General features: G+C 50.6%; 16 protein-coding genes. 14 read left to right on the top strand and 2 right to left on the bottom strand.

Translation table 11 applies throughout. The features are described from left to right. Nucleotides 1-448: 448 nt before the first annotated feature. Nucleotides 449-2,329: an excinuclease ABC subunit UvrC gene (uvrC, locus tag B9Y58_RS06225; protein WP_073055230.1), complete on the bottom strand. Its 1,881-nt coding sequence runs from the start codon at nucleotides 2,327-2,329 to the stop codon at nucleotides 449-451. Between the two features lie 70 nt (nucleotides 2,330-2,399). Here uvrC and B9Y58_RS06220 point away from each other — a divergent pair, with 70 nt between their 5' ends. Next, a complete protein-coding gene (locus tag B9Y58_RS06220) occupies nucleotides 2,400-3,269 on the top strand; it encodes a coiled-coil domain-containing protein (protein WP_083532254.1) in 870 nt (289 codons plus the stop codon). A 43-nt stretch (nucleotides 3,270-3,312) separates the two neighbouring features. Continuing rightward, complete coding sequence (locus B9Y58_RS06215) at nucleotides 3,313-3,627, top strand: hypothetical protein (protein ID WP_073055234.1); 315 nt, start codon at nucleotides 3,313-3,315, stop codon at nucleotides 3,625-3,627. Between the two features lie 68 nt (nucleotides 3,628-3,695). Here the strand turns inward: B9Y58_RS06215 and B9Y58_RS06210 are convergent, their stop codons facing one another. Beyond that, complete coding sequence (locus B9Y58_RS06210) at nucleotides 3,696-4,634, bottom strand: FISUMP domain-containing protein (protein ID WP_073055236.1); 939 nt, start codon at nucleotides 4,632-4,634, stop codon at nucleotides 3,696-3,698. A 68-nt stretch (nucleotides 4,635-4,702) separates the two neighbouring features. Here B9Y58_RS06210 and B9Y58_RS06205 point away from each other — a divergent pair, with 68 nt between their 5' ends. The 12 genes from B9Y58_RS06205 to B9Y58_RS06150 all read left to right on the top strand — a co-directional run bounded on the left by B9Y58_RS06205 (nucleotide 4,703) and on the right by B9Y58_RS06150 (nucleotide 21,394). Continuing rightward, a complete protein-coding gene (locus B9Y58_RS06205) occupies nucleotides 4,703-5,095 on the top strand; it encodes an NADH-quinone oxidoreductase subunit A (RefSeq protein WP_073055238.1) in 393 nt (130 codons plus the stop codon). A 94-nt stretch (nucleotides 5,096-5,189) separates the two neighbouring features. After that, complete coding sequence (argA, locus tag B9Y58_RS06200; RefSeq protein ID WP_073055239.1) at nucleotides 5,190-6,548, top strand: amino-acid N-acetyltransferase; 1,359 nt, start codon at nucleotides 5,190-5,192, stop codon at nucleotides 6,546-6,548. 315 nt (nucleotides 6,549-6,863) lie between these two features. Beyond that, nucleotides 6,864-8,072 carry a hypothetical protein gene (locus B9Y58_RS06195; protein WP_073055241.1) on the top strand — a complete coding sequence of 403 codons (1,209 nt, stop codon included), beginning with the start codon at nucleotides 6,864-6,866 and terminating at the stop codon, nucleotides 8,070-8,072. A 1-nt stretch (nucleotide 8,073) separates the two neighbouring features. Further along, a complete protein-coding gene (locus tag B9Y58_RS06190) occupies nucleotides 8,074-10,644 on the top strand; it encodes a hypothetical protein (protein WP_073055243.1) in 2,571 nt (856 codons plus the stop codon). A 10-nt stretch (nucleotides 10,645-10,654) separates the two neighbouring features. Further along, nucleotides 10,655-13,249 carry a hypothetical protein gene (locus B9Y58_RS06185; protein WP_073055244.1) on the top strand — a complete coding sequence of 865 codons (2,595 nt, stop codon included), beginning with the start codon at nucleotides 10,655-10,657 and terminating at the stop codon, nucleotides 13,247-13,249. Nucleotide 13,250: 1 nt separating this feature from the next. Then, the gene (locus B9Y58_RS06180) at nucleotides 13,251-13,895 is read left to right on the top strand and encodes a hypothetical protein (protein ID WP_073055246.1); all 645 of its coding nucleotides are present in this window, start codon (nucleotides 13,251-13,253) and stop codon (nucleotides 13,893-13,895) included. 26 nt (nucleotides 13,896-13,921) lie between these two features. Continuing rightward, nucleotides 13,922-14,512, top strand: coding sequence for a nitroreductase (locus tag B9Y58_RS06175; protein WP_073055247.1), 591 nt, complete (start codon nucleotides 13,922-13,924; stop codon nucleotides 14,510-14,512). A gap of 32 nt (nucleotides 14,513-14,544) precedes the next feature. Continuing rightward, nucleotides 14,545-16,347, top strand: a complete 1,803-nt coding sequence (locus B9Y58_RS06170) for a cupredoxin domain-containing protein (RefSeq protein WP_143154654.1) — start codon at nucleotides 14,545-14,547, stop codon at nucleotides 16,345-16,347. A gap of 67 nt (nucleotides 16,348-16,414) precedes the next feature. Then, entirely contained in the window at nucleotides 16,415-16,822 is a 408-nt protein-coding gene (locus B9Y58_RS06165; protein WP_143154655.1) for a fibrobacter succinogenes major paralogous domain-containing protein, read from the top strand. Between the two features lie 173 nt (nucleotides 16,823-16,995). After that, nucleotides 16,996-19,107 (top strand): InlB B-repeat-containing protein, encoded by a 2,112-nt coding sequence (locus B9Y58_RS06160; protein ID WP_233247865.1) that lies wholly within the window; start codon nucleotides 16,996-16,998, stop codon nucleotides 19,105-19,107. Nucleotides 19,108-19,126: 19 nt separating this feature from the next. Further along, the gene (folE, locus tag B9Y58_RS06155; protein ID WP_073055254.1) at nucleotides 19,127-19,696 is read left to right on the top strand and encodes a GTP cyclohydrolase I FolE; all 570 of its coding nucleotides are present in this window, start codon (nucleotides 19,127-19,129) and stop codon (nucleotides 19,694-19,696) included. Between the two features lie 312 nt (nucleotides 19,697-20,008). After that, complete coding sequence (locus B9Y58_RS06150) at nucleotides 20,009-21,394, top strand: poly(ethylene terephthalate) hydrolase family protein (protein WP_143154656.1); 1,386 nt, start codon at nucleotides 20,009-20,011, stop codon at nucleotides 21,392-21,394. Nucleotides 21,395-21,530: the final 136 nt, after the last annotated feature.

The raw sequence follows: 21,530 nt of genomic DNA, 5'->3' as shown, positions 1-21,530 counted from the left end.
CAGTGTCAGGCCGTCAACGCGTGCGACGCGTTGCTAGTATCCTAGGGCTATGCCCGTCCATGAAGAACCGCCGGCTATGCCGGCGGGTCACTTTTTGTGGGAAACTTTTTCAGGGTACAAAAAAGGCATCCCTCACGGTGGAACACTCGAAGCTACTCACTTAAAAATGATAGCAGTGCCTCGGGGCTTTGTTTTTCGCGTCGATGCGCGCCTAAACTGAACACCAAGAGCGACGAGCTTTAAAAATACTGTTAGATCGGGCGTTAATCCGTGGGATGCCTTAATCGTAATATAGACAACTTGAGGGGCAAAAGCAAGCGAAAAAACAAAAAATATTTTTTTGTCCTTTTAAAATAAACGATAAGTAAAGAATTCTTATCGTTGCTTGGCGAAATTAGTTCGTAAAGGTCGTTTTTATACAAACGAGCCCTACTCCATTTTGGAATATTCAGCCTTCTGAGTCTTTGTTGTCATCTAAACCGGATGGTCTGATAAAATCTGCACAATATTTTGCGACTTGGTCGCGTAGGTTGTTTCCGCGGACCTTTCCGAGCAGAATTTCGATGTCTTCGATGGGGGCCGCCATGAACGCTTCGGCGCTCCTGTATTTGCTCAAAATCTTGACGCGGGTCTCGTGACCCACACCTGGCATCTTGAGCCATTCGACTTCCAAGTCTTTTTTGCGCTTGCTGCGTTGGTAGGTGATGGCGAATCGGTGCGCCTCGTCGCGGGCGTTCTGCAAAAGCTTTAGTGCCGGGCTGGTGCGGTGCAGGACGATGCTTTTGCGGTCGTCGGGGAATACGATTTCTTCGAGGCGCTTGGCGAGCCCGATGAGCGGTAAATCTTGGTCGTGGCCGAGTTCCTTTAGAATCTGCATGGTGGCGTCTACTTGGCCTTTACCGCCGTCACATACCCACAAGTCGGGCATGGGCACACCTTCGTTTTCGAGCCTGCGAATGCGGCGGGTCATCACTTCGCGCATGCTGGCGAAGTCGTCGACGCCTTCTACCGTTTTAATGATAAACTTGCGGTAGTTCGCCTTGTCGGGCCGCCCGTTCTTGAACGCCACGAGGCTTGCCACCGTATTCGTGCCCGAAAGGTGAGAAATATCCACGCACTCGATGCGGAACGGAGTCTTTTTAAGCCCGAGAACCTTTTGCAATTCAAAGACGCTCTGGTCGATTTCGCTGTACTTTTGCACTTCGGCGCGCATTTCAACGAGGATCATGTCGGCGTTCGCGCCTGCAAGCTTCAAGAATCCGAGTTTTTCGCCGCGCTGGGGCGTGCTGAAAGTGACCTTTCTCCCTGCCTGTTTGCTTAAGGCTGCTTCGAGTTCCTTGCGGTCTTCCGGGAGCACGATGTCGGTTGCGATTTCGGCAGGGATCAGGGGCGCCTCCATGTACCACGGGAGCACCATCTGTCGGAATATTTCGGTCTCGTCGTCTTCGAGCTTGCATTCGAGCCGGTAATGCCTGCGCCCCATGAGCACGCCCTTGCGGTATTCCAAAATCACGGCCGCGGCCATGTCGCCGTTGCGGCGGAGCGTTACCACGTCGAGCGACAAGTTCGGGTCGGTGGTGTCGGTTTTCTGGTGTGTGCCCGATGCTTGTAAGGCCTGGATCGCGTCGCGCTTTTTCATGGCGGTTTCAAAGTCGAGCCGTTCGCTTGCCTCTTCCATTTCGCGCTGCCACTTGTCGATTAAGTCGTCGCGTTTGCCTTCAAGCATCAGGCGCGTGCTTTCTACATCCTTGGCGTATTCCTCTTGCGTAATGAGCCCGGCACAAGGAGCGCTGCAGCGACCGATGTGGTAGTTGAGGCAGGGGCGCACGGGGTGTTTGGCCGGCAGTTCCATGGAGCATTCGCGAATCTTGAACAACCTTGCCGCAATGTCGATGAGCTTATCGATATAGCGCGAACTCATGTAGGGCCCAAAATACTGGCGGCCGTCCTTCTTGACGGAGCGCGACAGCGATAGCCGCGGGAACGGCTCCTTGACCGAGAACGCCAGGTACGGAAAGTGCTTGTCGTCTTTCAAAAGTACGTTGTACTTGGGCGTGTGCTTGCGAATCAGGTTCGCCTCAAGAATCAGCGCCTCTTGCTCGCTTTCGGTAATGATCCATTCAATGTCGCGAATGTAGGGGAGCATCAGCGTTGCCGCGCGGTGTCCGTTGTGCTCGGAGCCGTCGAAGTAGCTGCGCACGCGGTTCTTTAGAACTTTAGCCTTTCCGATGTAAATGATTTTCCCCTGGGCGTTCTTCATGATGTAAACGCCCGGTCGGTCCGGCAATTCCGTCAGTCGCCGCTGTATATGTTCATTTACAGAAATCATTTGGTTTTTATGAAAAAATTTAGTTATCTTAATAATGTTAAAGTTCTAAAACTCATTAGACGGAGCAGAAATGAATTTAGAAAAAATGAGTGTTTTATCTCAAAAAATCGAGGGTGTGTTGGGCACGGTCCGTACCCTCAAAGAAGAAAATGCTAAAATCAAGCGCGAACTGTCGCAGGCCCAGGCCGCAGCCCAGGACAAAACCTTGTTGCTTGAATCGGCCAAGCACGACCTTGCCGACTGCAAGGCCGCCCTTGACGCCCGCGCCAACCAGACAAACGCGCAGCAGGAAATGCTGAATCAGAAAGATGCCGAAATTGCAAAGTTTGTGGATCGCGTCACGGTGTTCGGCCAGCAGCTTGTGGAAAAAGACGGTTGCATTGAAAGTCTGAACGACAAGATTCGCGAACTGACAGAAAAGTCCGACTTGCTGACCGGCCAGGTGAACGAAAAGGCGGAACTCCTGGGCGCCCTCAATACCCAGGTGGCCGAAAAGGATGCGACTATCGCAAGCCTCATGGAACAGCTTTCCGAAAAGAATGCTCTTGTAGACAGCCTGAACGAACAGCTACAGGCCCAGAACGACGAAATTGCCGAAGCCCAGGAAAAGTTCAACCAGTTGGTAGCGACTATCGAAAAAGAACTTGGTACCGACATCGAGCTGAACGAGTCTCCTTCCATCGAACCGGTTGTAGAAGGTTCCGAAGACGCCACGGCAGAAACTGCCGAGAAACCGTCCGATTCCGACGAAAATCTCGTGTTTGAAGATGTCACTGCGGAAAATGAAGAAGCCGCAGAACCCCAGATGGACGAATCTGTTTCCCAGGAACAGGAAACCGAAGAAGATGTCCCGGCAATCGAAGTTCATGGGGCCGACGAAAACGACAATGATCTGTTCGCGAGCAAGCAGGAGGGCTCGCAGACAAATTTTTTCGGATAAGGATGCTGATGGACGATGATCCATTCGGCGTAGGGATAAAATAATGGCTAGTATCGAACCTTTGAAATCGGTGACTATTTCCGTTGCCCAGGAATCCATTCAGATTCGCACCGACTTGCCCGATGCGGAATTGAATGAAATCGTGGAAAACATTAACCAGCGGTTTGAACGCTCGGCGAAGTTCCAGATGGATAACCGTAAGCGCATGGCCTTGCTTGCCGTGGAGCTTACCTCCGAAATCATGGAGCTCCGCAAGCAGCTGGGGCGCGCGAAAATATATTACGACCAGATGGAGAAGGAAGTCCAGAATCTCACGCTCTTGCTAGACGAAGGGATGGACAGCGTCGGTCAGCTTTAAATCCGAAGCTTGCGAATAAAAGAAAACCCGAGCACTTGCCCGGGTTTTTCGTTTGTTAAAGGTTTAGGTTATTCAATATCGGCGCCTTCGACGCAGCGTACGTTGTAGGCTCGCGGACCTTCGCTTGTCTGGAATGCCTTTTCCACCTCGTCGCCGGAATAGGCCTTGATTCTCCAAGAGGTGTTGCTACCGTTTTGGATAATCCAGATGTAGCCTTGTCCGTCGTTTAGGCCGAATTCCGAGACCTTGCCCTCTTCGTCGAGCTTGAATCTTCCGCCAATGACCCACCAGCTATCGGGTTGGGCTGCGGCTGCGGCGGTGACTTCGTCTGCGGTCGGAAGTCGCCAACCCATGGGGCAGACTCTCTGTGCAACGCCGTACGTGTAGTACACGCTCTTGTTCTTGGCGCATACGTCGTTGCCTTCCTTGTCTTCGCAGAAGCTTCCGTTTTCGGTCCTGTACCTCAAGTTTTCGGCCATCCAGCGGGTGTTTGCGACTGTTTCCAGTTTGTAGGATTGGTTGTCGCGCATATCCGTCATGGTGTTGCCGCTGATGGTCGGCGGAACCTTTGCTTCTTCGGACATGCCGATGTCGATGCTGAGCGCAGACGACGAGGACTGGAGATCCGGGTTGGACGTCATTCCGGCGTACTTGGCCCTGCATTCGTCGCTCCAACAGAATACTTCGTCTTGGCGATAGTTTGGAGTAGGGGTTTCGCCGAGATTGGGGTCTTTTTGGATGATGACCGTTTTGGTCACTGTATCGTGCCTGACCTCGGGGGTTCCCGGATTAGGATTTTTTTCGTCGGGAGGAAGTGTTGTACTAGAGCTGCTACTGATCGGAGCCTGTGCAGCGGAAGAAAGATTGGCTGGGGTATCGTTTGCCGGAGTAATTGCTGGCTCATCTGCAAGCGTAGCCCCCGGTGACAGCAGGTCACTGTCAGAGGAACACCCCCAGAAGAAGCACACCACACCCACACATCCCAAAAATGTAGTGATCTTTTTCATGCCTCTAAATATAGTTTACATTTTTCGACTTAACTAGAAAAAAGAATTTTACTATGTTTGGTGTCACTATGACGAACGTTGAAATCTTTGATACCACTTTTGCCATGACCATCCTCGTGGTCCTTGCACTCGTTGTTCCTACCGCTCTTTTGGTGGCGAACTGGTTCCTGCATCCGGGCAAAATCAAGGGAACCTCGATCAAAGGTACGTCTTACGAATGCGGTATCGCGCATGTTTCCGGTACTTCGGGCGAACGATACCCCGTAAAGTATTACATGGTCGCCATGCTGTTCCTGGTCTTTGACCTCGAAGTGGCGTTCCTCTACCCCTGGACCGTTCAGTTCCTCAAGGGCGGCTGGGACTTGCTGTTCGTGTTGCTCGGATTCCTCGTGATTCTTGAAGCGGGCTATATCTACCTGGTCAAGAAGGGAATTCTCAACTGGACTCGAATCCAAGACTAAGATTCGGGAAAGAGTATTCTATCTCAACTCAACGGACGCAGCCCTAAGGGATGCGTCCGTTTTTTAAAAGTGAACTTTTTCTAATTTATTGAATATGAATAACGCAACGCCTGACTTTAATTCGCAACATTTTGAAGTTGCCGGTTTTATTCGCGAAGTGTTCGGTTATATGGAACGCTTCAAGGGCCAGCTGTTTGTGCTGAAAATCGAGGATGACTTGATGAGTCACCCGCTTTTCCCGGTGCTTATGCGTGACATTGCGCTTTTGCACAAGGCGGGTATCCGCATCATTATCGTGCCGGGTACGCGTAACAGCATCGATGCCCAGCTCAAGGCGTGGGAACTGGAATCCACGTTTCATGCCGGCGTGCGCCTTACAAGCGAAGAGGCACTGCCGCATATCGAGCAGGCTTCTCTCGGCGTTGCACAGCATATCATGAGCCACCTCACGGCAAGCGGCCTCAGGGGCATTCAGGGCAACTGGGTGCTGGCTCGCAGCATGGGTGTGATCGACGGTGTCGACTACATGCGCACTGGCCGTATCGAACGCATTCAACGCGATATTCTGGAACAGCTTCTGGAAGAAAAGTTCGTGCCGATTATTCCGCCGATTGGTTGGAACAAACTTGGGCACGCCTACAACATCAGTTCTACCGAACTGGCGACCGAACTCTGCAAGTACATGAAGGTGGGCAAGCTCTTCTTCATCGGTAACCAGAACGGTATCAAGCTCGAAGGCCTTGTGACCGGCCGGAACACCAAGTACCTGGAACCCACGGATTCGGGCGTTATTTCGGCTATGGACGTGGACCAGGCGAAGGAACTGTTGGAACTCAATTCCGACCAGCTCGACTTTGCACAGATGGATTACCTGATGAACGCCATTCGGGCCTGCGAAGCGGGTGCGAACCGTGTGCATTTGCTGAGCGGTGAATTCCAGGGTAGCGTGCTGCAAGAAGTGTTCAGCGCCCGCGGTGACGGTACCATGGTGTACGCAAACCAGTACTCGAGCATTCGGCCTGCAAACATCGAAGACATTCCCGATATCTTGCGCATTATGCAGGACTACATCGACAAGGGATTCTTGGTGCCGCGTACGCAGGAAAGCATTTCCGAAAAGCTCAACGATTATGTTGTCTACAGTATTGACAACAGCATTCACGGCTGTGGCGCCTTGCACGCCTTCGAAGATGGCATGGCCGAAGTCGCGGGCATTGCTGTGGGCGCGAACTACCGCAAGTCGGGCATTGGCGACGCCATTGTGCGCCACCTGATTTCGGTCGGCCGCATGAAGGGCTACAAGAAGCTGTTCTTGCTCACGACGCAGGCTCTCGACTGGTTCTACCATTTCGGATTCGAAGACGGTACGGTCAGCGATTTGCCCAAGAGCAAGCGCGACCATTACAACCAGAAACGTAAATCGCGTATTTTGATTATGCCGCTTGACAAGTAACCGCAGGTGAGAACCTGCGGGGATTGCCAGTTGTCTAGCAAATATGGCAGTCTATCACTGTTTTGCTGTAAAAAGGTTCTTTTCCTAGTTAATTTATGTAAATTCTACCATTGCATATGGAATGGAGAGTTCGTGTCATTTTTGCATAAAAAAAACACGCTGACGTTTGCGCTGCTGTGGTTTTTGACCGCCTTCGTGGCGGTGTTTTCTAGTTGCAATTACGGCTCGGAAAAAATCGTCGAACCCCCAGAAGAGCCACAGCAAGTAATTTGCCGCAACTGCTATATCCAAGGGTCACTAAATTACCTGCACTCCATGAAAATCGATGACGTGAAAATCGTCACGCTGGACAAAAAGTGCAACGCAACGGACACGCTAATTCCCCGGTTCGACAGCACGGGATTCAAGCTCGACACTTTCCACTTAACTCGCCCCTACCTCAAGGTAATCGCAAGGTTTGCAAGCGATTCGACGCTGAACAAAAAAATGGAATTTGTCCAGTACGCCGACTCCTCGATTTCACGCCACATCAAACTGAACATGCTCGCATCGGTTTCGTCCAAGGCACTAGAAAACGAGCTTTGCAACGAGCACCTCGATTACCAGGATGCCCGCGACAAGGCGTACCGCAAGACCGCACGGTTCTTCGGCTACGACAAGTCCGATTACGACGGTTCCGACGTCGATGCAATCGGCAGGGACCCTTACATTTTCAGCCGCTACTTTGTTTCAGATTCTGTATTCTACTCCGACTACAAAAATATGGCGGCGGCCATTGCAAACGGCGAATTCGGCGACACTCTCTACAGGACTCGCGCAGCCGACAACCTGGTAAAATACTTCAAGATGGACCGGTGGGAAGCCGTTCGCGGGATGTACGAAAAACAGTGGGTATGGCCCAACGCCATCGGGACGACCGAACAGAAGACCATCAACCTCAACGTGTTCCCCAACTTCTGGGAAAACGCCTACGGATTCCCCTACTGCACCGAGGAGTTGCTTGGCGACACCGTCGTGAACATGACCCGCGGCAGCGCTTTTTACGACACCACGTTCATTTGCGACCAGCGCCACGGAATCAGCGTAACAGACGAATACCACTGGCGACTAATCAACAAGACCGAGCGTGAACTGGGCCCATGCCTTTGCACCACAAGAGACTACAAGGAACGCGACAGCCTGTATTACTCCTGCAACAATTTCTACTGGGTTCAGGTGACCGACCCGACCACGATTGTAAACCTCGCCGTCAAAGCCTGCCAAGAATACTACAAGAACAAACTGACAACGTACCGCGACACGGTCTATATGTGCCTTCGCGAAGACTACAAGGACACCGTGTTCGAAAACGTTATCCTTGACAGGACCCGCTACATTTGGACGGCAGACACTAACACAATCAAAACGATATACCCGATAGCGATGTCGTGTGTCCAGGAGCTTTCTATGCCGTGCGGCGATATCGACCATAAAATGATTTGCGGAAAGTTCTATTACTGTGTCAACGAAAAATGGGAGCCGTAACATGATTTGGAGCCGAACCCTTTTCCGTTTTTTTCCGGCTGTTGCCGCCACCCTGTTTTTGACAAGCCTTACCGCCTGCGACAGCTATTACCATTCTTCCGATTTCAGGAACCTCGACAACGATTTCGGCAAGGCCGCAAACGATACGGCTAGCGCGACCGATACCGTTCCCAAGGTATTTGAACTCAGGGGCGAATTCAGGCTTAAATCGACGCTTGTCCCCGAAAAGCTGGAAATCGCTGTCATCGACGACTCGTTGAACATCATCGAAAAAACTAGCGCGAAAATTACAAGGAACCGTACCGAGTTTTCATTCTGGATAGACGAGCAGGAATATCCCCTGCATGCGGCACGTTTCAAGTTCACCTGCACATTCCCAGCCCCAAACGATTCCCTTGAAATGGAATTCGTCACTTACCTGCCGGTAAGCAAAAACGAATCGGTAAAGTTGGACCTCTTCGACGCGCTCATCGGAAGCCGCATCGAAAGCCTGGTCAAACAAGAAGGCTACTCATTCTTCGAAGCCCGCGAAGTCGCAGGGCGCGAAGCTAGCAGACTGCTGGAACCGCAAAGCAGCAACAAGTACGGCATAGAAAATTACCCTGCCAGCAAGGATTCCCTCGGACCGTTAATTTATCTGTACGGCAGGCATTTTCAGGAAGACTCGACCTTTTACGCCTCGTTCGACAAGTTGAAAAAGACCTTAGGCAGCGACAAGTCATGGAGCCAGGAACTGCCCAGCACAAAAATCGCCGATGCGCTGGTAAAACACTTTTCCATAGATGACCCGGACTATTTCGTATCGGTTTACCCAACGCTCAAAAAAGACCCCGACTTTGACAGGAACATGCACCAGGCCGCATTCAGAATTGTCGAGGCCGTCTATGGGATGCCCCTGTGCAATTTTACGGGAACAACGACAAAAGCCTCCGCCAGCGAAAGCGAATTCGATGGTATGAACTTTGTCTGCGACTTCGACAAGTCCGCAGATTCAACCGAGCATGTCTGGCGCGCCATGAGCGAACTTGAAACGGTTCTTGGTCCCTGTACCAAGGCAACGTCCGACACCGTCGCAGCAGATTCTGCGATATACGCCTGTACTGGCAACCACGCATGGAAAGTCATATCGGCAAACTATACCGAAATCAAGAACACAACGTTCGACGGCATCGTGACAGAACTCTTCGGCAAATGCTTTATCGGCACCGAAAACAAAAAAGTCCACAACGACACGCTCTTTGCCGAATGCCGTAACGAAAAATGGACCGCGATAGACGAGATCGTGTTTTACGAGGGCAGGTGCAGCCTCGACAAGGCCAACCAGAAAATTTCGACACCTTCCGGTCACTATTACCAATGCAAGGACTCCACCTGGAAACCTATAACGGCACCGGACTTTTACGGGGATTCCTGCAATGCTAACGGGAAAGTCGTCATTCGCGACAGCACTTACTTTATCTGCAACAACGGCTGGAACGCCCTGAACAGGAGCTATACCAGTTCCCCTGCGGACAGCTTGGGATCCTGCACCGATTCTTCCCGTATCGAAACTTACGAGGGCAATTTTTTCATGTGCGATTCGGGCTACTGGAGAAAAATACCTCCCGAAATCCTACTGCCACGGAACAAGAACGGCCGCCTTTGCACGAACGATAATTTCGGAGAGCTCGTGCTCTACAACGATACGAACTACGTGTGTTCATTCCCCCTTGTAGGCAGCGGTACCAGATGGCTCATCAGTTCCGAAAAGACCGTTCCCGAAGAAATCAAGAAACAGAACCAGCTGCATGGCGATGTATGCAAAAAAGGCAACAAGGGGACATCGTTTGTCTGGAGCGACTCGACAAAACGCTACATGGGCTGCAATGCCGAATCAAGTTCCTGGCTATACATCTGTTTCTACGAGGACTACTATTTCCACCCGATTTTCAACAATGGGACACTCGAAAACGGAGCCTTCATCAACGACACCGTTTACCAGGCAGAAATCCAGGGAGTACGCTACAAGTTCTCGTACCAGGGAAAGCGACAATTCCGCAACGAAGACTTTTACCAGCTGACCGATGCCGAAACAGACGGCACCCTCTACAAGGCCGAAGCATTCAGGAACCGTCTGTTCCTAAGCACGGTCGGCGGCACCGAAACAAAGGCATTGGGCGAAATCGACAACCGTACCGCAAGTGTGCAAGCCTACTTGGACAACCGCTCAAAATCGTATATGTACCCGATGAGGGACATTACCTTCGAATACTGGAGCGAAACCGCCTACACCGATTTCAACACGGCTGCGCATTTCTGCCCCGAAGGTTTCCACCTGCCCGATACGACCGGGTGGCCACCCATCCCTGCAAGGAACCAGGAATCGTACGAGAACACGTACCCCTTCAAGGTCTATATCAACGGATTCCAGAAGAGTGTCACAATGCTATGGACCTCTGTCGAAAAGGATGACTCGACCCAGTATTGCCTCGAAAACATTTCCCTTTCGTACAATACCGAAGAGACAAACATCGTGGAATGCCCCAAGGACATGTACCCCATGATTCAACCCCTGTGCATCAAGGACGAATAGGAGGCTTTCCATGAAAAGGTATTTCAGCAGTCCCCTCGCCACGGTATTCTTCCTTGCCGTTCTTGCACTCGCGCTTACATCATGCGGCGATTCCCCTGAACGCGGAAAACACGGTTTTATCCAGGGATCCGAAAACTCCGATAGCTATCCTTTCGCACTCAGCGGTTCAATAACCCTGCTCGACTCGCTAGTCCCCGTGAGCCTCGAAATCGTATCGGTCAACGAGAACCTTGATTCGCTCCAGTCCGTCAGGGCTGTCGTTTACAAGACCACGAACGGCTTTGTCTATGTATCCGATTCGGCGGACTACCCATCGCCACTCCTCCGCCTGAGCTACACCTGCATGCGTCGAGATTCGAGCGTCAAGATGGAGTTCTCGCAGTACGTCGATTATAACAAAACGGAGCACCCGCAACTGAATATACTAGGAGCGCTCGAAAGTGAACGCGTCGAATACCTGGTGCGCAACGACGGCTTTTACCTGGAACTAGCCAAGCAGAAAGCCGACCGAGAAATCCGCGAGCTGCTCGATTTCAGGAACAAGGTAAAATACCCTCTAGAATACGACAGTACGCCTTCCCCCTTGCATCTCTTGCTTTACCTGTACTGCGACATTTCGGCCACGGACAGCGCCTTCTACGCAAACTTCACCAGAATGCGCTCCGCCCTGGGCGAAAATATCGAATACGAAGAAATCCTTCCGTCCACAAAATCAATCGACTCGGCATTCACCTTGTTCGGAAACTACCGTGATATCAAGAAAAACCGCATCTCCATCGACGAGTTCCTCGCGGCAATGCAGTTCTGGGCCCAAAGCTACAAACTCCCTGCCTGCGACAGCAATTCCATTGGCGACACCGTTTCCAACAAAAATTCCGAAAGTGCCTACAGCAGCGAACAGTTCATCTGCTTCTACAATGCAGACAGCATCCCCATGTGGCGAATGGTAAGCCACCTCGAAAGGGGAATGGGCATTTGCGACACCGCCATTACAGGCGTATTCGACAGCCTTGTTTACCGCTGCGACCCCCGTAACAGCGAGTGGGTCCGCCTAAACGATATCGAAGCCGTAACATACCTTTACGGCACCTGTGACTCGAACAATCTTGGCATGAAAATTTACGACACCACCGTCGTGAGTTGCGTACAAGAAGATTCCCGCTACAAGTGGATTAACGGAACCCCGAAAGAAGAAAAGGAAATCTATTCCATTGCAGACGAACTCGTAAAAGACAAGGAAGGCGAATGCAACGATGAACGCGACCGTGAAATGGTCAAGGTTGGCGACGCGTTCTACCAATGCGATTCGCTGCACTGGGTAACGATAGACGAACGGACCTACACCTTTGGCGACTGCACGCAGGAACGCAACGGCAAATACATCCACGACAAAAAATTCGGGACCTTCGTCTGTATCCAGCAAGGAACCATGGATAAAAATTACGTCGTCACCTGGACGCACAAGTGGGTCGAATCGGTGCTTCCCTATTACTACGGCGACAAGTGCGACAAGGCGAAAAACCAGAACGAAATCAAGTTCTACGAAGACAATTACTTTGTCTGCGACAACTCGAAATGGCGCGTCATGGCAGACAGCGAAATTACCGCACCCGTACTCGAAAAGGACTTCTGCGATTCCTCCAAGCTGCACACCTTCAAAACATTCGGCGAATCGCTTTTCGTTTGCGAAGACATGCAGTGGAGATCCCCGAACAAGAGCGAGCTCACGGTCAAGGAGGTTATCGAACGCAACAAGTTCGACAAGCACTACTGCGATTCAGGCGTAGCAGGGACAACGTTATTTTGGGATTCCACAAGTTCAAACCTCTACGGCTGCGGCCCCAACCACCTCTACCGAAAAGCCGACGGCACCTACGGCTGGAAACTTGTCGCAAGCATTATCGGACACAACGGAAACGGCGGCGTCGTTTACAACGGTGACGGGCCGGTATTTTCGGGCGGCAAGTTCACGGATGCATCGACCTACGAACTCGATCACAAGAAAATGCATCTGGCCTTCAAGCTCGGGACATCTTACGAAATGCAGAACGAACTGGTTGACGGGATATTGACCGTAGGCGGGATATCGTATGTCTGGCGCTACAGCAACAGGCGGTTCTTTGTCCGCGACTCCATGGGGAACAAGACGGTCCGCCTCGACACGCTCGAAGGCAAAAGCGAAAGCCTCGAAGGGTTCTACAAGAATTGGGTAGCACACATCGGTGACGAACAGGTTGGAGATTCGCTGAAAACGGCGGTAATAGCGAACTTCAATACAAGCGCCCACAAGACGCTGCAGCAGGCCATGGGCCTCTGCCCCGAAGGATTCCGCCTGCCCGATTCGACGGAATGGCGAACAATAGTCCCCAAGGTGCGCGAAATGGAAAGCTTTGTCGCATCGAGCGGGTACGGAGCAAGCAGAAGGTACAACCTGTTCTGGACATCGAGCGAAAAGGACAGCGAGACACAGTACTGCTACGAATACGTGCTAAAGCAGAACAGCGTCATCTCGTATTACTGGGACATTCTTGCAGGCGACCTCATCGAATGTCCCAAGGACTTGTACCCGATGGTACAGGCGCTCTGCATAAGCGAGGAGGAATAAGATGCATAAATGGATTGTCGCTCTTTGCTCTGCATTTATTTTTGGCTGCAGCGTTGACTACGAAGTAGAAGAAGGGTACCACAGCTGGAGCTTTGCCGGCCTGCAGAACGATTCCGTCGCGGTTGTCAAGGTTACCTACAACGAACGTGGACACATTCACGATAACCATATCATGTCCTGGCAAGACGGCGAAAGCTTCCACAAGACAGTCTCCGAATACTATTACCCCGTCAAAATGACATCGTACTGGATAGGAAGCGGGGCCTCGTCAGCAGAGAATTACACGGGCGATTCTCTGCCTAAAATTCCAAGCTGCGCCATGAACAGTCTTGCCATAGGTTCGGTAAACAAGAAAACCTACTGTATCGAGCTGGTGGAGCTCGATGACTACGGAGCCTGCGCCCTGGTGCTGAGCGACGAAAAATCGACGCTCGATTCGCTCGAATTTTCAGGGTGTCGCGGTTTCGAAGACAAGGGGAAGGTCGCCTTTGCGGCAAACTACCTGCGGGTTGACAAGTCGCTTTACCTTATAGCCGACGACAAGTTCCCCTCGCAAAGCCCCGCATTCAGAATCGTCGAAGAAAACAGGAACATCAAGTTTATCGACAGGAACGGCGACTACGTTATATACGGCGGGACACCGTAAAACGATAAAATGTTAAATTGTTCCGCATGAATACGCTTGAAGCTATTAAGACTCGCCGCAGCACGCGCAAATTCAAGGCGCAGCCTGTAGAAATGGAAAAATTGCAGACCGTCGTCGAGGCGGGGCGCTTTGGCCCCACCGGCGGCAATGCGCAAACGAATCACTTCTTCGTGATTTCGGATGCTTCGGTGATTGCAAAACTCAAGGAATTGGTGCAGGCTGCATTTGCGAAGATGGAACTCCGCGAAGACTTGTACAAGAGCCTTCAGAATTCTATCCGTCTGTCGCAAAAGGGCAATTATTCTTTCTGCTATACGGCTCCCGTTCTGATTGTGGTCGCAAATAAAAAAGATTACGGCAATAACATGGCCGATGTCGCCTGCGCTGTCGAAAACATGATGCTTGCCGCGAACGAACTGGACCTTGGCAGTTGCTACATCAATCAGCTCAAGTGGCTGAACGAAGACCCGACCCTGTTCGAATATATGCGTTCGCTGGGCCTTAAAGAAGATGAACGCGTGTACGCCTCTGTTGCCATTGGCTACGCCGACACCGAAAGCGGACTCCCGAACCGCAGTGAATCTCCGCGCGTTGGGAACGAAGTCGTTTTCGTGTAGCATTGTCAATTAGTTGAGGGAACGGAGGAATTATGAGTTCCTTGCGTAAAATAGTAGCGTTATTATTTGTGTTGCTGTGGCTTGCAGCTTGTTCCGATGACGATAGCAGCGGAGAAGTGGTTCTCCGTATCGATGAGAACGGAGAGGAATTTTCGCCCACAAAATTGGAAGGCTCCGTAGAATACTTGCCGTCGATGAAACCTGAAACGGTAAGAGTCGTTCGTCTTGATAACAAATTGTATCCTGTGGATTCGTTTGAGCTGTCGATTGAATCCAATTATATGGACAAGTATTCCTTTCGGGATGGGCTGCGTGATTACGAAACGCCTTACATTAAGGTGGTGACGGTATTCCCGTCCGAAAAGAAAAATGAAAAAATGGAGTTTGTACAGTATGTGCGCTTGGGTAAGGATAATACGAAATTAAAGCAGAATTTCTTTGCCGCTCTTGCTGCGGAACGTATCGAAAAACTTGTCCGGGATAAAAAATACAGCTTTGCCGAAGCCGAAGATTCTGCTATGGCGGCGTTGGGTGTCGTTTTCGATATGGATTTAAACGGTGTCAATGAGCGAAAGTATGATGGCTTGGGAACCTACGGCTATTATGGAGATCTGCTGAAAGACATGAAGCCTTATGTTTATTGCCGTCACGAAATATCGGACAGTGTTTTCTACGGTGATTTTAAAAAGTTCCGCGAAACCTTTGCCGAAAAGGGAACCATTGATTCTACTTGGATAATCAAGGCGGCAGATACCTGGCTTTCTACATTTGAAATTCTTGTGGATTCCGCAGATTATCTTTTTAAAAGCGCCTCCAGAGATACGGTTGACAATTTGGTATGGCTAGATCAGAAATTCTTTAGTCGTGCTTATGGGGTGGACTTTGCAATGACCGCCGGGGCACAAAATGTAGTTACGATTAAGGAAAAGAAAAGTGCTTTTTACGGGCGTAGCTTTATCAATGATCATCATAGAAAAAGTAGCCTCGTTACAAATCGATGGCGTCTCCAATCTGCCTTGGAAGATTCTTTAGGGCCATGCTTGTATGATCAATTTTATTATTACGCTATGACGGAGAAATACATACAACATAGTGACACGCTCTATGTGTGTAGGGGCGATTATCGCAATTGGGAGGTCATTACCGAACGGGATTCCCTAATCAATCATCAGTATGGCGAATGTTCGATGAACCGTAACATGGGAATGCTCCTTTATGTACATGATTCCCTGTTTGCGTGTTTATGCGAAGGTAATCGCTGTATCTGGAGCGATAAGTATGTAGATAGTGTGTTCACGAAAGAAGATGCCTGGTATGAATCGGTTTTCGATGCTAAGGCGACAAGCCTTTACGGAAAGTGCACGTACGAAAATTCGGGTAAAATGCAGAAATTGGATAGCTTGTATGTCGAATGCTCTAGCAATAAATGGAATCCGATAGATTCGTTGCAGTATTATTTGGGACATTGTTCTAGTGACAATTATAAGGGCAAGCACAATGGAGCGTATTATTCCTGCCAAGGTAAATATCCTGATATTAACGATACTACTTGGCACGAAATTTACCCGCCCGAATATTATAATGAAGAATGCGAATTGAATCGTATTGTGAAATACGACAGCTCGTATTACATTTGTGAACGGCTTGAATGTGAAGGCGATGGCTGCTTTGCCTTTAGAACCTGGCGCAAGCTCAAAGATGCCGAATTGATTCCGCCGGTTGTTTGCAACGACTCTTTGTTTGGCGAAATAAAAAGAAGTGGAAACGATTATTTCCGCTGCGACACAGACTTTGTCTGGAGAATGTTGAAAGTGCAAGAATTCTATAGAAAATAAAAGCGATAGTTACGATGATTTTTATGCAGACTGGAAAAAGCAAATAGCCAAGGATTGCAAATGTAACATGGATCCCAATTTAGTGGTCCATGATGACAGTGTTTCTGTAATAGCGTATGACGAGAATACCTTTGTAACTTACGAAGAGGCAAAGGCATTTTGTCCAAAAGGCTTCCATATTCCAGATACGACAGAATTCATGAAAAAATTCGGCTTTGCAACAACGTTAAGGGAATTCCGCAACGATTCGCCCATCATTTGGATTTATGGGACAGAATTTGCGTACGGCTGTAGTGGCTTTAATACCATCCATGCCGATTTGTTCTGGAGCGGTACCGAAAAAGATTCTGATACGCAGTACTGCTATGAAACTTCGATGCGGGCCGTGACAATGGATATAAAGGTTCAGCGCATTATAGAATGCCCCAAGGATTTGTACCCCATGGTACAGGTAATGTGTGTCATGGACGAATGATTTTGATTCCTTGTAAATTCTAAATAACGTAATTGTGTAAAATTACGTTTAATGTCCAAGGAAAATCAGGGTTCGGTGAGAATCCGGATTTTTTTGATATATATTCATTTTGTCACGTTGAGTGATGAAGAGAATACATGTTTCGTTCAGTTTACGCAGTGTTAGGGTACTTAATGCTGTTAGCCGCAGTGTCGGCTAACGCCTACACGATCAATTATAATCTGAACGGCGGCGTGAACCATCCTGAAAATCCCGAAAGCTACGACGAGGCGGCGGGCCGTTTCGATTTAAAAGAACCGTCGCGCGAAGGGTATTCCTTTTTAGGCTGGTATATTGAATTTGCTGAAGGGGTGGACGTTCCGCCCAACATGTATTATGGCGAGTATCAAGATTACTCCATGTTCGTGCTTGCAAACTACCTGGGCAGTTTCAGCGTGTATGCACGCTGGGGCCTTGTACCGCAAACGCCCAAGCAAGATGAACGCGGCTGCTATTTGATTTATACCGCCGAAGAACTTTACGGTATCGCCACGGTTTCGATTGCCGATTCTACCGCCTTCTCCAAAAAGGACGATTATAAATTCGAAGGCTGCATCTCGCTCCAGAACGATATCGTGGTGAACGAAAATCTTCTGGATTCTACCGGCAACTTGTCCAGGGAAGATTACGTGTGGTGGGTTCCTTTGAAGTTCAAGGGAACTTTTGAAGGTAACGGTTTCAAGATTTCTGGCCTGCGCGGAAACGACGGCTTGTTCGTGACCCTCGGCGACGAAAACGATGTGTGGGGCAAGAATGTCACGGTCGTAAGGAACCTGGGCGTTACGGATTCTTATTTCTCGGGCAGCGATGCTAGCGGAATTGTAGGCAAAGTCGTTGGCCTTGTCCAGATGACGAATGTCTATGCCGATGTCTCTATTCAAGGCTTGCGTTCTACGGTCGCAAGCAGCACTCCCGCAGCCGACAGCGTCCGGTTTGAAATTCACTACGTCTTGAACGGAGGCGAAAACAGCGAACTGAATCCGGCGGGGTATGCCAAGGGTGATTCTGCCATCGTTCTTGCCGACCCGCAAAAAGAAAACGACGAATTCGAAGGCTGGTTCCTGGACGAAGACTTTACGCAAAGAGTCGATACCATCAAGACGGAACATTACGGCGATTGGACTCTCTACGCCAAATGGAAGAGCTACTTTGTCGTCGATATCGAAATGAACGGCGGCCAGTTCTACAATGGTACCGAATTCTACAAGCCGCATGTAGTCAAGTGGTCGGCGGATTCTGCGGCCTATGTGCTCGGTAAGGCTTACTGGTCCGGCTTTGAATTTGCGGGCTGGTATGCGGACTCGCTATTGGAACAGGAAATCACGGAAATTCCTGCTGGCAATACCGAAGACCTTACTGTTTATGCCAAGTGGAATACGACGGAATATACGATTACGTACCACATGAACGGTGGCGAAAACAGCCTGGAAAACTTGACTGCGTTCAATGCCGCCGATGTCGGTTTTGAATTCAAGGCTCCCGCTCGCGAAGGTGCGAAATTCTACCGCTGGACGCCGGAAAAGCTCAGCTACTATTCGGCAGTCCAGTTGACGGAAAAGAAAAGCATCGATCTGTTTGCGGAATGGACTCCGGCCCCGCAAATGCCCGAACAGGATACAGCGGGCTGTTACCACTTGAAGAACAAGGAAGAACTCTACTGGTTCGCGGGCCTTGTCAATGGCACCTTGGACAGCACCGAGCGCAACCCCAAGGCATGCGCTACGCTTGATTCCGACATTGTCATCAACGAAAACATGTGGCAGGATTCCGCTTTGAATCTCGACGATTCGCTGACCTATTTCGTGTGGGACGCCATCTGGGATTACGAAGGAACTTTCCTGGGTAACGGGCATTCCATTACGGGCTTGCTTGCAAATAGCAGCTGCGGTGACGAACGCCTGTTCGCGGGTCTGTTCTGCAATGCGAGCAGCTACAAGAATGTCGTGAATGTCAAAGTGAATGGCTCGTATGTCCAAGAATTTGGCTACATCGACAACTTTGTCATTACCGGCGGCACCATGCCTGCTCAGCCCGGAACGCTTCATGGCGAATGGCGCGCCGTAGTGGGCGGCAAGAGCGTAAGCCTGTTCGGGCTTGCTCCGGGCAAGATGCTTTTCGTGTACGACCTGCAGGGCCGCCTGCTTCGCCGCGAAAGGACGGAACCGACGATGCTTATGGATTTCATGGATGCGGGCAAGTTCCTGATCCGCTACGGAAACGAAACTCGCGCTGTCACGATCCGTTGATTTTGCTATCTTTGGCCCCATGATGGATTTCAAGAAAATGGAAGACGGCTTCCGGATGATTCTGGAAGGCATGGGTGAAAACCCGAACCGCGAAGGTCTTATCGATACGCCCAAGCGCGTCGCCAAGATGTACGCCGAACTCATGACGGGCCTTTCGGGCGAGATGCGTGCCGAAGACATTCTCAAGACGCGCTTCCACGAAAAGTACGATGAAATGATTATCGTGCCGGACATTGAGTTTGCAAGCATGTGCGAACACCATTTTCTTCCGTTCACGGGCAAGGCTCACGTGGCCTACATTCCGGGCGATTGCGTGGTCGGCCTTTCCAAGATTCCGCGCGTGGTGGAATTCTACGCACGTTTCCCGCAGATTCAGGAACGCATGACGCGTCAGATTGCAGAGCTTATCCAGAAGGAACTGAATCCGAAGGGTGTTGCTGTGGTTTTGGAAGCGTCCCACATGTGCATGACCATGCGCGGGGTGAAAAAGCCGGGGGCCACCATGGTGACGACTCAGCTTTTGGGTCGATTCAAGACCGACGAAAAGACCCGCGCCGAATTCATGTCCAGGATTTACGCTCCTAGGTAAACGTTCTCTCAAAAAACGTGTTAATATTTTTCTGGTTTTAGTCCCCCGCTCTGGTCGGGGGCTTTCCTTTTTTAGAATAAATAATCAAAATAATGGTATTCTGCGTGTGTAAGAACAATCGTGTCCATTATGGATAAATTATGTACAAATTAAAACAAGAAAATTGCACTTTTTGAGCTGATTTCGCCATTTTTTGCCCCCTTTGGGTTATGGACTGATTGTCCATGGAAACTCGTTTCGGACTGTTTTTTTCGCTTGTTTTTCAAGGTATCTTTAGAATGGTGTTAAGGGAAAGGTATAAAAGGAGTCACAATGAAATCGAAATATTTCAAGAATTTGGCAAAGGGCCTGGTGGTTGCAGGCGCTGCCTTTGCTTTGGTCAACTGCGGCGATGCTGCGGATCAAGTCAATAACGCCGTTGCTGAAGCCCAGCAACAGTACCAGGATCAGCAACAGGGCGGTGGCTTGGCCACTGATCCGGCTACAAATCCCTCACAGACGGTGACTGACCCTGCACAACAGGGGACCGTTACTCCTGTGGATCCGGCAGACCCGAATGCGACTCCGACAGATCCGAATCAGGGCGTGACTGACCCCACTCAGCCTGCAGATCCTTCGCAGACAGTTCAGCCCGCAGACACGACTGCCCAGGTGATTCCCCCCGAAGAACTTTGTTTGTCGTCAAGCTTGCCCGATGCTTGCGGCCCCGGCACAAATCCGCTTCCGACCAGCAGCGCGGCCATCGACCCTGTTCCTACATCTAGTGCCGCTGGTTCCGATCCCGTTCCGACTTCTAGCTCAGCCGTGGATTCCCCCAAGTCCAGCTCCAGCGAAGCCGTAAAGCCGGCCAGCTCTTCTAGCGAAAAGGTCGTCTCTTCTTCTAGCGAAGTGAAGGCCGATGACGGCATCTTCCTCGTTGATGGCAAGGAAGAAGAAAAGAACTACCTGGAAGTCGAATATATCAAGAATACGGCCGACAACGGCGGTGGTGTCCTTTGCTACCCGAAGCAGCTTTCCAATACCAAGAAGCATGGTGTTATCTTGTGGGGCCCGGGTGGCGGCTCTAGCCCCAACGATTACGAAGGTATCATTCGTCGTCTCGCCTCTCACGGTTTCGTGGTGGTGGCTACCAGCGAATCTCCGGATGGTACGAACCGCGGTATCCCCGCACTCGACTGGCTCGCCAAGAAGAATACCACCCAGGGCGATGTGCTGTACGGCAAGCTCGATATGACGAAGGTGGGCGCAAGCGGCCACTCCATGGGCGGTCTCCAGTCCGAAAAGATGCTTATCAACGACAAGCGCGTGATTACGGCTGTCCTCAACAACAGCGGTGCATTCAACCATGCTGAACTAGCGAATGTCCCTGCCGGAAAGACTGCTGCAATCGTCTACGGTGAAGGCGGTATGGAACGCCCGAACGCCGAAGGCGACTACAACAACAATAACGTCAAGATTCCGGCTTGCCTCCTCAAGATGACTGGTGGTCAGGGCAATGAATGCCAGAACGGCGAATGCGGCTGGGGCCATGGTTCCGGTCCGTGGGGCGGCATGGCAGCGACCGTTGCCTGGATGCGTTGGCACCTCGGTGGCGAAACATTCCGTAAAGATGATTTTGTAGGTTCTTCTGGCAAGTACATTAATGGCGCTATCCTTGGCCAGCCGGGCAAGTGGAAAGGCCAGTGCAAGAACTTCTAAGAAACTCCACACTCACTCCTTACATCCCGTCCGAATGGGCGGGGTGTTTTTTATTGACTTTGTCAATTCAAAACACTGCGCCTCGGTTATGGGCAAACAAGCTTGCCCGCGACTCTCGGCTTGGTTTTTTTTACAA

Source organism: Fibrobacter sp. UWB15, from assembly GCF_900177705.1.
Taxonomy (GTDB): Bacteria; Fibrobacterota; Fibrobacteria; order Fibrobacterales; family Fibrobacteraceae; genus Fibrobacter.
Note: the sequence above shows the minus strand (reverse complement) of the source record. Positions and strands in the feature narration are given on the sequence as shown.

Bases quoted from the DNA above. Each gene is read 5' to 3' on its own strand.
- uvrC (WP_073055230.1), bottom strand. From the start codon at position 2,329: ATGATTTCTGTAAATGAACATATACAGCGGCGACTGACGGAATTGCCG.
- B9Y58_RS06220 (WP_083532254.1), top strand. From the start codon at position 2,400: ATGAATTTAGAAAAAATGAGTGTTTTATCTCAAAAAATCGAGGGTGTG.
- B9Y58_RS06215 (WP_073055234.1), top strand. From the start codon at position 3,313: ATGGCTAGTATCGAACCTTTGAAATCGGTGACTATTTCCGTTGCCCAG.
- B9Y58_RS06210 (WP_073055236.1), bottom strand. From the start codon at position 4,634: ATGAAAAAGATCACTACATTTTTGGGATGTGTGGGTGTGGTGTGCTTC.
- B9Y58_RS06205 (WP_073055238.1), top strand. From the start codon at position 4,703: ATGACGAACGTTGAAATCTTTGATACCACTTTTGCCATGACCATCCTC.
- argA (WP_073055239.1), top strand. From the start codon at position 5,190: ATGAATAACGCAACGCCTGACTTTAATTCGCAACATTTTGAAGTTGCC.
- B9Y58_RS06195 (WP_073055241.1), top strand. From the start codon at position 6,864: ATGAAAATCGATGACGTGAAAATCGTCACGCTGGACAAAAAGTGCAAC.
- B9Y58_RS06190 (WP_073055243.1), top strand. From the start codon at position 8,074: ATGATTTGGAGCCGAACCCTTTTCCGTTTTTTTCCGGCTGTTGCCGCC.
- B9Y58_RS06185 (WP_073055244.1), top strand. From the start codon at position 10,655: ATGAAAAGGTATTTCAGCAGTCCCCTCGCCACGGTATTCTTCCTTGCC.
- B9Y58_RS06180 (WP_073055246.1), top strand. From the start codon at position 13,251: ATGCATAAATGGATTGTCGCTCTTTGCTCTGCATTTATTTTTGGCTGC.
- B9Y58_RS06175 (WP_073055247.1), top strand. From the start codon at position 13,922: ATGAATACGCTTGAAGCTATTAAGACTCGCCGCAGCACGCGCAAATTC.
- B9Y58_RS06170 (WP_143154654.1), top strand. From the start codon at position 14,545: ATGAGTTCCTTGCGTAAAATAGTAGCGTTATTATTTGTGTTGCTGTGG.
- B9Y58_RS06165 (WP_143154655.1), top strand. From the start codon at position 16,415: ATGGATCCCAATTTAGTGGTCCATGATGACAGTGTTTCTGTAATAGCG.
- B9Y58_RS06160 (WP_233247865.1), top strand. From the start codon at position 16,996: ATGCTGTTAGCCGCAGTGTCGGCTAACGCCTACACGATCAATTATAAT.
- folE (WP_073055254.1), top strand. From the start codon at position 19,127: ATGATGGATTTCAAGAAAATGGAAGACGGCTTCCGGATGATTCTGGAA.
- B9Y58_RS06150 (WP_143154656.1), top strand. From the start codon at position 20,009: ATGAAATCGAAATATTTCAAGAATTTGGCAAAGGGCCTGGTGGTTGCA.